The following is a 12,982-nucleotide window of genomic DNA, read 5'->3' as shown; positions in this document are numbered from 1 at the left end:
GACAAAAGTGATGAAAACGCTACAAAAGGCAATGTTTATTATACTGTTTTTAGTTTGTGCTTTGTTAAATGCACAAAAAGATAAATTAGCAGAAGATCCTTTTTCTGTAAATAATCATGAAAATAAAAATTCTGAAGAAAAGCCTTGGCAAAATAGAACTCCAGAAGAGCTTAGAGTATGGGCTAATCAAAATTTACACGGTAAATTAACAGCCAAAAAAGTTATTATTGATGCTGAACATCCAGAATGGGGATGGTTCAGGAAATCAGGTTTAGGCATATTTCTTCATTGGGGCTTACCAAGCGCCAATGCGAATACAGGAGATGCTTGGGCAATACAATGGAGTGAGAAAAAGGAAAAGGCAGGGCGTTATATGGAACCTGCTACAAAAATGTTCGCTGTTGCAGATACTTGGAATCCGGATAAATACGATCCTAATAAATGGTTAAAAGCTGCTTCAAAATCTGGTTTTGGATATGCTGTATTTACAACCAGACACCATGATGGTTATGCTTTATGGCCCAGTAAATATGGAGATTGGGATACGGGAGATAAAATGCACGGAAGAGATTTGGTAAAAGATTATGTTCAAGCTTGTAGAGCAAATAATATAAAAGTAGGGTTCTATTATTCTGGTCCTAACTGGCATTACACCCATAAAAACAAAGAATTTGAACACCCAAAAACGAACACATATACGATCAATTACAAGCATGAAAAAGTAGATAGAATCCCCAAACGCACAAAAGAAATGATTAAAGGAGAGCGGGAGGAATCCAGAAATCAAGTAAAAGAATTAATGAATGACTACGGACCAATTGATGTTATGTGGTGGGATGGAAATGTTGCTGTAGATGCAGATGAATTAAAAAAAATGCAACCAAATATTTTTGTTGCTAGAGGTAATATTGCTACACCAGAAGGATTGGGTCATGGTAAAAGTAATAATCTTAAAGTAGTAAATCAGACCAATTGGTGGTGGGAAATGTGTGTAAAATCAGAAAACACATTTACCCCAAATTGGCATTACGGTATAACATGTGAAACCAATCATTGGGACACAAATAAATTACTAACAGAACTAATTAGATGTAGAGCTTTAGGAGGGAATTTATTGGTAAATGTTCCTCCAAAAGGAAACGGAGAAATGATGGACTGGTTTTATGAAGTCTGTAATGAAATGGAATCATGGATGAAACATTCACGTGAAGCAACTTACAATGTTGATTTAAAAGCGCCTCTCCCTACTTTGGATAAAACACAAAACTTAACAACGGTAAAAGGAAACATCTATTATAGCTTGCCAGATGCTGAAAATAAAATTCTAATTGATGATGTGGATAAACCTATAGCGGTAAGTTTATTAAGAACAAAAGGTGGTTTATCCTTTAATTATAGTATAAAGAATCGTCGTTTAGAAATTATACTTGACGAAAGTGTTGTGACTACTTTACCTGATTTGGTCAAGATTGATTTTGAAAATAAACAGTAAAAGTATTTAATTATAGAACAGTCTAAATACATTAATATGAATAAGCGCTCTGTATACCTATTAGTATTATTTTTCTCTTTGGTAAGAACGATTTCTAATGCACAAAATAACAACATAAAAAACCCAATATTATTTATATTCTAGCCGATGATTTAGGTATAGGCGATTTAACAATATATAATGAGAATGGTAAAATTCCAACCCCAAATCTTGATAAAATGGGGAGTGAAGGCATGAAGTTTACAGATGCCCATACGTCTTCGTCGGTTTGTACACCAAACAGATATGGTATTTTAACCGGTAGATATAATTGGAGAACACCTTTAAAAAGTTTTGTAACATTGTAAAATTCGCCAACTTTAATAAAAGAAGGGAGATTAACTGTTGCAGAAATGCTTAAAAATAATGGGTGTAAAACGGCTAATATTGGCAAGTGGCATTTAGGATTAAATTGGGCAATGAATGATGGGAGTAAAGAATATGACTATTTCTCTCATTTTAAAGATAGAGTCGATTTTTCGCAAATTGATTATAGCAAACCTTTAAAGTTTGGACCTCGAAATCTAGGTTTCGATTACTCATTTGTAATTCCAGCATCCTTAAATATGCCTCCTTTTGTTTATTTGGAAAATGATAAAGCAACTCAAATTCCAACTAAAACATCAGAACATAAACGACAAGAGTATCCTTATTCTTCTTGGATAAAAGGGGATATATTAGATGATTTTGTACACGATCAAGTATTACCTACTTTCGTAAATAAGACCATATCGTATATTAAAGATAATGCTAATTCAGAGGTCCCATTTTTTGTTTATGTTCCTTTACCTGATTCTCATAATCCCGTATTACCAATAGCGCCTTGGAAGGGAACTAGTGATATAAACGAATACGCAGATTTTGTTATAATGATTGATGATTTAATGGGGCAAATTTTTAGAACATTAAAAGATGAAGGTATTGCAGAAAATACAGTTGTTATTTTCACAAGTGATAATGGTTGTTCAAGTACAGCAAATATTCCATTACTAAGAAAAAAAGGACATAAACCAAGTTATATTTATAGCAGATTAAAAGGAAGTTATTTAGAAGGGGGACATCGTGTACCATTTCTTGCTAAATGGCCAAAAATGATTACGCCTAACTCTGTTTCTAATGCAACTATTTGTACAACGGATTTTATAGCTACTTGTGCAGATATTGTAAACTACAATTTTAAAGATAATGAGGCCGAAGATAGTTTTAGTATGATGCCTTTATTAACTAAAAATGGCGAGTATAAACGGGAGGCCACCATTCATCATAGTAAAACAGGTGTTTTCGCAATTAGAAAAGGGGATTGGAAATTAGTGATGTATCCTAATTCAGGAGTGAATACTGCGGGGTAACCAGATAAAAAAGGAAAGATACTTCTAGAGGTTATTTTATACAATTTAAAAACTGATGTGGCCGAAAAAGTAAATGTAGCTGAAAGCCATCCAGAGCAAGTAGAATTGTTAAAAGCTTTATTGATTAAACAAATTAAAGAAGGACGAACAACACAAGGTGAAATTCTAGAAAATGATGAAATAACTATTGATTGGCCACAAGCTAATTTTGCGTTTAAGTAGTTTCAAATTGTTTGGATTGTATATCTTATATTTGAAATAGATATGTTTTTGTTTTACAATAAATAGCACTTTTATACAGAGTATTAGATTATTAAAATAAATTATATTTAAATGAAAAAAACCTTATATATAAGTTTTTTGTTTTTATTAATTATCAATGTACAAAGTTGTAAAAATAAAGCAATAGATATTTATGTTAGTCCATTGGGAAGTAGTACCAATGATGGAACAAAAGAAAAACCTTTTAAAGGCTTAAAAAATGCCTTAGAAAATGCTCGGTTAATTAATAGGGGTAAAGAAGATGTTATTACAATTCATCTTCTAGAAGGCGATTATCATTTATCTTCTCCTTTAGTTATCACTTCTCAATTAAATAATATAGCCATTGTTGGAGAAGGCGCAGATAAAGTAACTATTAAAGGTTCAAAGATTATTGATACTAAATGGGAATCTTTCAATAAAAAAATTTTGGTTACTTCAATTGATAATACATTAGATTTTAATCAACTTTTTATAAATGGAGAAAAGCAAATTTTGGCAAGGTATCCTAATTATGATGAAAATGGAGGCTATTGGCAAGGTTATGCAGCAGACGCTATCGATAAGGAACGAACCTCTAATTGGGAAAACCCGATAGGTGGTTTTTTGCATGCTATGCATTGCGGATGTTGGGGTGGTTTTCATTATGAAATCGTTGATGTAGCAGAGGACGGAGAGTTCGAATTAAAAGGCGGACATCAAAATAATCGTCCATCGCCAATGCATCCAGAATATAGAATGGTGGAAAATGTATTTGAAGAATTGGATAGTGATAAAGAATGGTATTTAGACAAAACAAATCATAAACTATATGTTTGGAAAGATGGAGATACAGATTTAGCAAATGCCAAAATTGAAGTAAGTGTTTTAAAGCATCTTTTAGAAATTAAAGGGAGTTTAGAAAATCCTGTAAAGAATGTGAATATCTCAGGTATCAATTTTCAACATGCTTCACGTACTTTTATGGAACAATATCATCAACTTTACGTAGTGATTGGACCATTTATAGAGGAGGCGCTTTATTGCTTGATGGTACAGAAAATGTTTCTATTAATGATTGCGAATTCACAAACCTTGGAGGGAACCTTATTTTTGCAAATGGTTATAATAGAAACATAGAAATTATTGGCAACCAAATATATAATTGTGGGGCATCTGCAATTTCTTTTGTTGGTGATTCAACAGCAGTGCGTTCCCCATCATATCAATATAGAGAATTTGTTCCTATGAAAGATATGGATACTGTTACAGGTCCTAAAAACGAATTATATCCTTCTAATTGTTTAGTGGAAAATAATTTAATTTATAAGATTGGACGTATTGAAAAGCAAGTAGCCGGAGTACAGATTTCCATGGCAATGAAAATTCACGTAAAAAACAATAGTATTTATGATGTGCCGCGTTCAGGAATTAATGTTAGTGAAGGTACGTGGGGTGGTCATATTATTGAATTTAACGATGTGTTTAATACCGTTTTAGAGACTAGTGATCACGGTTCATTTAACTCTTGGGGTCGAGACCGTTTTTGGCATCCAAAATACAATGTAATGGATAGTTTGGTAAAACAAAACCCTAAAATGCCATTGCGGGATGCTATGTATACTACCATTATTAGAAACAACAGATTTCGTTGTGACCATGGTTGGGATATTGATTTAGATGATGGCTCTTCTAATTATGAAATTTACAATAACCTCTGTTTAAACAGGGGAATAAAATTACGAGAGGGCTATTATCGCGTTGTTAAAAATAATATAATGGTAAATAATTCCTTCCATCCGCATGTTTGGTTTTCAAATAGTGAAGATGTTTTTACCAATAATATTGTCATGAAAAAATATGCAGATATACGTCTTAAAGGTTGGGGTAAAGAAGTGGATTATAATTTATTTCCGAATAAAAAAGCATTAGAAAGGTCTAGGGATAAAGGGACAGATACAAATAGTTTATATGGTAACCCTTTATTCGTAAACCCTAAGAATGGCGATTTTACGGTTAAGGATAGTTCACCAGCTTTAAAAATTGGTTTTAAAAATTTCAGAATGGATAATTTTGGGGTTCAAAATCCAAAACTAAAAGCTATAGCAAAAGAACCTGAAATTCCTGACTTGAATATTCATTTGTCAGGAAGAGTAAGTGCGAAAACTAAAAAATGGTTAGGAGTCACCCTTAAAGAAATAGAAACAATAGAAGAACAATCTTCTTTCGGAATCCACAGTATGGATGGTGTTATCGTTTTGAAGATTGATGAAAATTGTAAGTTGTCAAAATCATCGCTTAAAGAAGGAGATGTAATTATAAATGTTACAGCAGAAGAGGTGAAAAACATCTCAAATTTTATAGAAATTTATAAAAAATACGAATATCGAGAGAATATATTATTTACCATAATAAGAGATCAGAAAGAAATAAGCGTAGAGTTTATAAACTAATAGTTTGTGAAGTAAATAATAGTGACTATTAGAATAGGCACGGATGTATGATAAGTTGTAAACGTGCATCTATCACTTCTCCAAAAGGATACAGAAAAGAATATTAATGCCTCTGAATATTTAAAAATGGTTTTTTTTATTACTAGTAGGAAACTTCTAAATTTTTATGGAATTGTATTGAAACGGGCAAGTTAATGGTTGAAAAGAGAAAGTATGCTTTGTTTAATTCGTTTATTTTTGAACCCTAATGAATACACATTTTTAATCTTTTTGAATTCTAATAAATTATTATGAAAAGAAAACAATTACATTTATTGCTGTTACTTATAACATTTCCATTTTTAAAAGTAATTTCTCAAACAGATGATCAATCTGAAGGGAGGTATCGTGAATTATACGTGAAAAAAGCCTGGGTAAAATTAGATAAAAATAAGGATGGTCAGTTTTCTGAAAAGGAAAATGAACGAAGCTGGAAAAAATTAAAAAGATTTGATGCAAATAAAGACAATCAGATTAGTTTTGAAGAGTATGCAAGTAAAATACAAGTCCCTTATTTAAATACTGGAGGAAAACGAAAGTTAAATGTATTGTATAAAGTCACGAATGAAGAAGATTTATACCTAGATATTTATTATCCTAAAAATGTAAAAGAAAATCAAAAATTACCAGTTGTAATTTATACGCATGGCGGTGGTTGGGCTGCGGGTAGCCGACATGGAGCTTCCAATGCATCATTTAAAACAGTACATACAGCACTTTTAGAAAAAGGGTTTTGTGTAGTTTCAGTTAGTTATAGACTGTGGGAAAAAAATGGTACAACTGCAATGCGAGATTGTGTAATAGATTGTAAAGATGCCCTTCGTTATTTATCTAAAAACAATAAGGAATTAGGGGTAGATAAAAGTCGATTTTATTCTTTTGGAGATTCAGCTGGAGGTCAGATTTCGCAAATGTTATTGTTAAGCTCTCCTGAAAGTTTAGAAGGCGATCGTTTATTAAAAGGTTATGACTATAAAATGGTTGCAGGAGTTTCATGGTATGGACCATGTGATTTTGAAAAAACAAGTTTATTTAATCATGATAACAGAGAAAACTTTAGAGATAGATTTGGACCCCGAATATTAATGCCAGACACCAAAGAAAAAGATAAGTTGGCCTTGTATAGAGAAATGAGTCCGATTAATTATTTAACCAAAAAAAGTCCTTCTTTATTGATGATTCAAGGAGATAGTGATACAACCATTCCTGTAAAGCATGCTTATTATATGGAAGAAAAAGCAAAAAAAATTGGTATTCCTGTAACTACAATAATCATCAAAAATGCAGGGCATAACTGGAGAAAAGTAGGAAAAGATATCGAACCAACTCGCGAATGGATTATTCAAAAGACAGTAGACTATTTTGTTTCTAACTTATAACAATTAAATGTATTGAAAATAAAAAAATTAAGTATTTTAATTGTAGGTTTTAGCTTAAATTTAAGCACTTTATTATTTGCAAATAATACCTGTTTGCAGTAACAGAACCAATTTTAAGATCTACTTCTGAAGTTACATTAGAATTGGCGTCGCTTTTTAAAGATCACATGGTTTTACAACGCGATATGCCCATTCCTGTATGGGGAAAGGCAGAAGCTGGAGCAACCATTACCGTAGAATTTGCAAACTCAGAAAAAAGTACGGTAGTCGGTTCAAATGGTAAATGGCGTATAGATTTAGCAGCTTTAAAAGCTAGTTTTGAACCAAGAGCTATGGTTGTGTCATCTTCGGTTAAACAAGAGGTTATACAAATTTTAGATATTGTAGTTGGCGATGTTTGGATTTGTTCAGGGCAATCTAATATGTAATTTCGTGTGGGTGCAGTTCCAGAAATAAAAAGTTTAATACCATCAGCCAGAAACATTAGAAGTTTTAATGTGAAAAGAACCGTTGCATTTGAACCTCAAGATACTTGTGAAGGTGAGTGGGTTAATGAGCATCCATTAGTTCCATTTGCTTGTAGAGGGTTGGTGTGGTAAAAGAGAACCAACCAGGAGCATTGGTTAATTCAAGATTAGGTCAAGGATTTGGCCATTTTGATGTTTCTATAGACAATGGAAAGACACCAAGTGTTAGTAAGGCAGCTTGGTTATCAGATTTAAAGGTTCCATGGCAAACTCATGAATCAGTTACTCAAAGAGGATAGGGCTATACTTCTTTTGGTGCCGAAAATGATCGTTCTGAAGAGTATAGTGATTTTATTTATAGTCTGTGCCGTATTGTCGGTAACGGAGGTGTTTATTTACTAAATGTTGCACCACGACCTGATGGAACCATACCTCAATCACAGATAAATAGTATCACTGCTATTGGAGACTGGCTCAAAATTAATGTTGAAGCTATTTATGGTGCTGATCCTAGTCCTTTAAAATTCCCTCCATATGCCATTACCAGTAAACCAGGTAAAATTTATTTGCATATTAAAAATTTTGAATCTTCAGGAGTATCACTTAAAGGATTATTATCTAAGGTGTCAAAGGCGTATTGTTTGTCAGATATCCAACAAAAAGGGTTGAGTTTTAAGCAAGAAAAAGATTTTGTTAAGATTGATGTACCTGATAGTTTAAGAGATCCAAAGGTTACTGTAGTTGTATTAGATTTAGAAGATGAAATAGCTAAAGTAGTAGATGAGACATTGCAGCAGCAAAAAGATGGTTCTATTGTATTACCTGTTGAAAAATGTGAATATAAAATTAGAAGGATAAGTTATGATTATGAAGAAAAAGTGACTCATCGTTGGGGAGAAAACCCTAAGCAAGGACTTATGTGGACGGTTAACGTTTCTCAGCCAGGGATTTTTAAAATCATCACGGAAGATAATGGTGATGGTCGTTTACAATTTGAAATAAAAACAGTTGGTGATACACAGATTTTAGATGCCAAAGGTAACTTAGGTGCAATGCATAAAAAACTACAAACAGCTACTGTTAGAATAGAGAAAAAGGGAATACAGCAAATAGTTATACATCCGTCTAAGTTATCTAAAAAAAGTAGTAGATATAAGTTTAAAGGATTGGAGTTAATACCTGTAGATAAATAAGTTTTTAGAAATACAACTTTTTTTTCCTTAAATCGCTAGAAATGTTTCAAAAACAAAAATGACTAAAGTGAGCTAATAAATGATTGATTAGAGAAAAGTTTTGTTACATAGTTAAATCATCTTTGTTTTAAAATAAGTGGATTTTATGAAAGCTAGTTTTTTCGTGTGCGCAAACGTTTGCTAGCATGTTTTAGAGGCGAATGTTATGAAAGATTAAATAAAAACAAGATTGAGTTTTGTAAATGGATATTCTTTAGTCTTTAGTTGGTTAAACGAATAAATAGAATTGTGTAATAATAAGTAATCAAAAAAAAATAAGTAAATGAAATTATCGTTTTATATCTCATTAATTCTTGCATGTTTTGTGGGTGGAGCTGCTACAGCACAGTCTAATTCTGAAATTGAGGAGGCAGCCAAAGCACAGGCAGAGGCATTGGGGCAGTCAGGAATTCAGTTAACATCCCAAAACAGACTCTCTGAGGCACAGTGGTTTCCTGATGCTGGACTTGGGCTTTTTATCCATTGGGGAATGGCAGCTGTACAAGGGAAAGGAGGGCTTTCTTGGACTACGCTAGCGAATCGTCCGTGGTGGGATTACACCACGGTACCTAATGATTATTATGCGTTGATGGAAGACTGGAAAGCTCCAAATGTGGATTATGATACAATGTTAGCTGCAGCAAAAGCGGCTGGTTTTACTTATGCTGTTTTTACCACTAAGCACCATGACGGATTTACACTTTGGCCAACAGAATATGGCGAAATAGGTACGAAACATACCTTTGATGGTCGAGATTTTGTGCAGGAGTTTGTGAATGCATGTCGTAAACATGGCCTTAAAGTAGGTTTCTATTATTCTCCGCCAGATTGGTATTTTGAACGAGAGTATAGAAGCTGGTCATTTGACAGGAAAGTGAAGTTAGATATGAATCACAAACAGGTAGATAAGCTGCCAAAGATGTCGGAGAAAAAACAAGAAGAAGGGCGAAATCTAGTACGACAGCATTTGACTGAATTACTTACCAACTATGGTAAGATTGATCTTATGTGGTTTGATGGAGGGAAAGGTCAACTTCCTAATGACAAAGTGCGCGAATTGCAACCAGGTATTGTGATTAACGCCCGTAACAATGAGCCGGGAGATTTTGGTCATTCCGAAGGAAAACTACCCGAGAAGCGTTTTAATACTTGGTTTGAAACTTGTACACCATTGTGGCCTATGCGATTTTGGAGTTATCAGGATAATTTTCCTCATGCGGATGCTGCATTTACATTAACCAATGTTTCCTGCCTTCGTGCTTGGGGTGGTAACCTGCTTGCAAACGTAGGCCCTAAAGGAGATGGTGAAACTCCGGAGGAAGCGATAGTGTGCTGGAACAAAATGGCCGAATGGATGAAACACAGTAGTGAGGCAGTTTATGAAATCATGGCTGGGCCGTGGCCGGAAAAGTGTAACCAGCCGATCACATTATCGAAGGACGGAAAAAATGCTTACATCCATTTTCTTCCGAAGCTTCCGGAATCTTTTGAACAGTTTCCTTCGCAGATGCAGAAGCTCCGAAAAACTAAGGATATGATTCCTACGCTTCCTGAGTATACGAATACTGTTATTTGGAAAGATGTTCCGAGACCGAATAGTGCAGTATTACTGCGTACTGGTGAGAAAATTGTTTTCAAATGGAAAGCAGGAACTCTTACGCTTACGTTGCCTGATGTAAACCGTTCGGGGCTTGTAGATGTTGTGAAGTTGTCGTTTAAGTAACAGAAACCTATAATAAAGCTATAGGAGAATAGAATTGAAAATTTTCTATTTTTTAATATAGTTAAAAAATGTATGATATACTTATAAGAATTTTTAAGGAAATCACTAGTACGTAATTTATTAACATACATTAATATAAAGTATGAAAAAACTAATTGTAATTTCAATTCTCTCTTTAGCCATTTACAAAAATGCATCTGCTCAATTATTTGTTTCGGAAAAAGAACAAGCAGATATATATAATGACAACTGGATTGATCTAAATAAAAATAATAAAAAAGATGTTTATGAGGATCTTACTGAACCTATAGAGAATAGGATAAATGATCTCCTGAGTCAAATGACAATTGAGGAGAAAACTTGTCAGATGGTAACTCTATATGGTTATGGTAGAGTAGCTAAAGATGAACTACCAACGGAAAACTGGAAAAATGAAATTTGGAAAGATGGTTTGGCTAATATTGATGAGCATTTAAATAATGTAGGAAAGAAAAGTGAAAACAGTAATTTCTTGTCTCCTCCATCTTTACATAGGCGAGCACTTAATGAAGTACAGCGCTGGTTTATTGAAGAAACAAGACTAGGGATACCTGTTGAATTTACTAATGAAGGAATACGAGGTTTGTGTTTTAAAGGAGCAACCTGTTTCCCTGCTCAAATAGGAGTGGGGAGTACTTGGAATACTGAACTTATAAATAAAATAGGTAAAATCACGGGTGAAGAGGCTCGTGTTAATGGATATACAAATGTTTATTCACCTATTCTTGATTTAGCAAGAGATCCTAGATGGGGTCGTGTTGTTGAGTGTTATGGAGAAGACCCTTATCTCGTCTCTCAGTATGGTAAAGCCATGGTTAAAGGTCTACAAAGCCAAAACATAATATCTACGGCGAAGCATTTTGCTGTTTATGGCTCTCCCAAAGGTGGGCGTGATGGAAAGGCTCGTACAGATCCTCATGTAAATGAGCGTGAACTTCATGATATGTATTTGGAACCTTTTAGAGTAGCAATACAAGAGGCAGGAGCGATGGGTGTTATGAGTTCCTATAACGACTATAATGGAGTGCCGATTACATCTAGTAATTACTTTTTAACTGAAATATTACGCAATCAGTTTAGGTTTAAAGGATACGTAGTTTCTGATAGTTGGGCAGTGGGCGGTCTTGAAGGACGTCATAAGATTGCCGATTCTTATAAAGAAACAGTTCGCTTAGCTGTACTAGCAGGTTTAAATGTGCGTACCAATTTTAATGCTCCTCAGAATTATATTAAACCACTTAGAGAGTTAATTTCTGAAGGAGCTATTCCAGTGTCTGTTATTGATAATCTAGTGAAAGATGTTTTAAGAGTTAAGTTTACGGTTGGTTTATTTGACAATCCTTATGGGGTTCCTGAAAAAGCTGATGAAATAACACATAGTAGCGAAAATGAGAAAATTGCTCTTCAAGCTTCACGTGAATCAATGGTCTTATTAAAGAATGAAAATCAGTTGTTGCCAATAGACATAAAACAGTGGGATAACATTCTTGTAACAGGACCAAATGCCACCAATAAAGAGCATTCATTGAGTAGATACGGCCCTTCTGATATTAATGTAATAACAGTATTAGACGGTATTCAAACCTATGTTGGTAAACAAAGTCAGATTAACTATTTCCCAGGCTGTGATATTACGGATCCTAATTTTCCTGAAAATGAATTATACCCCATGCCATTTTCTGATGAGAATGAGAAAATGATAAGTGATGCAGCTGCTGCAGCTAAAAACAATGATCTTATAATCGCTGTACTTGGCGAAAGTGAACATATTGTTGGTGAATCCCGTTCTCGCACATCGCTTAATTTACCGCCTGTACAGCGAAAATTAATGGATGAGCTTATTAAAACAGGGAAACCAATTGTAGTAGTGCTTATAAATGGAAGGGTGTTAACAATTAACCGTTTAGATAGAGATGTTCCTGCAATTCTTGAGGCTTGGTTTCCTGGTGAATATGGCGGGCAGGCCATTGCTGAAACACTTTTTGGTTCCTATAATCCAGGAGGGAAGTTACCTGTTACTTTTCCTCGATCTGTGGGACAGGTGCCTTATAACTTTCCAACAAAACAAAGTGCACAGGCAGGACAGCATGCTAAAGGCCCTAATGGAATTGGTAATACACGTGTTAGTAGTGGACTATATCCATTTGGTTATGGCTTAAGTTATACGAATTTTGAATATAGCAACTTTGTATTAAGTACAGATACTGCTACTGCTAATTCTGAGCTTACGATACAATGTGTGATTAAAAACACAGGGAAATACAAAGGTGATGAGGTTGCTCAGTTATATATATCTGATGAAGTTAGTTCCGTGGTCACTTATGAAAAAGTGTTAAGAGGATTTAAACGAATCTCTCTTAAGCCAGGCGAAGAACAGCTTGTTGTGTTTAATCTAAATACTAAAGATTTGAGCCTTTTGAATAACGATATGGTAAGAGTGACTGAACCGGGTAGATTCATAATAGAAATAGGTTCTTCGTCTAAGGATATTCGTTTAAAAGGAAGTTTTAATGTTGAATAAGTTAAATTA

9 protein-coding genes and 2 pseudogenes are annotated in these 12,982 nt (G+C 34.0%); all 11 read left to right on the top strand.

Annotation, left to right across the window (positions count from 1 at the left end; genetic code table 11):
* Positions 1 to 10: 10 nt before the first annotated feature.
* The 11 genes and pseudogenes from GQR98_RS17930 (at position 11) to GQR98_RS17895 (ending at position 12,973) form a co-directional block, all read left to right on the top strand.
* Positions 11 to 1,492 (top strand): alpha-L-fucosidase, encoded by a 1,482-nt coding sequence (locus tag GQR98_RS17930; protein WP_159020766.1) that lies wholly within the window; start codon positions 11 to 13, stop codon positions 1,490 to 1,492.
* Positions 1,493 to 1,620: 128 nt separating this feature from the next.
* Positions 1,621 to 2,880: pseudogene (locus tag GQR98_RS17925) on the top strand (sulfatase family protein).
* A 57-nt stretch (positions 2,881 to 2,937) separates the two neighbouring features.
* The gene (locus tag GQR98_RS19085; protein WP_199270237.1) at positions 2,938 to 3,102 is read left to right on the top strand and encodes a hypothetical protein; all 165 of its coding nucleotides are present in this window, start codon (positions 2,938 to 2,940) and stop codon (positions 3,100 to 3,102) included.
* Between the two features lie 111 nt (positions 3,103 to 3,213).
* Positions 3,214 to 4,260 carry a hypothetical protein gene (locus tag GQR98_RS19080; RefSeq protein WP_199270236.1) on the top strand — a complete coding sequence of 349 codons (1,047 nt, stop codon included), beginning with the start codon at positions 3,214 to 3,216 and terminating at the stop codon, positions 4,258 to 4,260.
* Positions 4,164 to 5,573, top strand: a complete 1,410-nt coding sequence (locus GQR98_RS19075) for a PDZ domain-containing protein (RefSeq protein WP_199270235.1) — start codon at positions 4,164 to 4,166, stop codon at positions 5,571 to 5,573. The genes GQR98_RS19080 and GQR98_RS19075 overlap by 97 nt, the downstream gene beginning before the upstream one ends.
* 290 nt (positions 5,574 to 5,863) lie before the next feature.
* Positions 5,864 to 6,991 (top strand): alpha/beta hydrolase, encoded by a 1,128-nt coding sequence (locus GQR98_RS17915; protein WP_159020765.1) that lies wholly within the window; start codon positions 5,864 to 5,866, stop codon positions 6,989 to 6,991.
* Between the two features lie 167 nt (positions 6,992 to 7,158).
* The gene (locus GQR98_RS17910) at positions 7,159 to 7,419 is read left to right on the top strand and encodes a hypothetical protein (RefSeq protein WP_159020764.1); all 261 of its coding nucleotides are present in this window, start codon (positions 7,159 to 7,161) and stop codon (positions 7,417 to 7,419) included.
* Positions 7,420 to 7,799: 380 nt separating this feature from the next.
* Positions 7,800 to 7,934, top strand: a pseudogene (locus tag GQR98_RS19390) (alpha-L-fucosidase); the annotation flags it as partial.
* 165 nt (positions 7,935 to 8,099) lie between these two features.
* Positions 8,100 to 8,651, top strand: a complete 552-nt coding sequence (locus GQR98_RS17905) for a hypothetical protein (protein WP_233268044.1) — start codon at positions 8,100 to 8,102, stop codon at positions 8,649 to 8,651.
* A gap of 322 nt (positions 8,652 to 8,973) precedes the next feature.
* Positions 8,974 to 10,413, top strand: coding sequence for an alpha-L-fucosidase (locus GQR98_RS17900; protein ID WP_159020763.1), 1,440 nt, complete (start codon positions 8,974 to 8,976; stop codon positions 10,411 to 10,413).
* 367 nt (positions 10,414 to 10,780) lie between these two features.
* Entirely contained in the window at positions 10,781 to 12,973 is a 2,193-nt protein-coding gene (locus tag GQR98_RS17895) for a glycoside hydrolase family 3 N-terminal domain-containing protein (RefSeq protein ID WP_199270234.1), read from the top strand.
* The last annotated feature ends 9 nt before the right edge of the window (positions 12,974 to 12,982 follow it).

Source organism: Algibacter sp. L3A6 (assembly GCF_009796825.1).
GTDB lineage: Bacteria > Bacteroidota > Bacteroidia > Flavobacteriales > Flavobacteriaceae > Algibacter.
Note: the sequence above shows the minus strand (reverse complement) of the source record. Positions and strands in the feature narration are given on the sequence as shown.

Coding starts and splice junctions, on each gene's coding strand:
- GQR98_RS17930 (WP_159020766.1), top strand. CDS start 11: ATGAAAACGCTACAAAAGGCAATGTTTATTATACTGTTTTTAGTTTGT.
- GQR98_RS19080 (WP_199270236.1), top strand. CDS start 3,214: ATGAAAAAAACCTTATATATAAGTTTTTTGTTTTTATTAATTATCAAT.
- GQR98_RS17915 (WP_159020765.1), top strand. CDS start 5,864: ATGAAAAGAAAACAATTACATTTATTGCTGTTACTTATAACATTTCCA.
- GQR98_RS17910 (WP_159020764.1), top strand. CDS start 7,159: ATGGTTTTACAACGCGATATGCCCATTCCTGTATGGGGAAAGGCAGAA.
- GQR98_RS17900 (WP_159020763.1), top strand. CDS start 8,974: ATGAAATTATCGTTTTATATCTCATTAATTCTTGCATGTTTTGTGGGT.
- GQR98_RS17895 (WP_199270234.1), top strand. CDS start 10,781: ATGGTAACTCTATATGGTTATGGTAGAGTAGCTAAAGATGAACTACCA.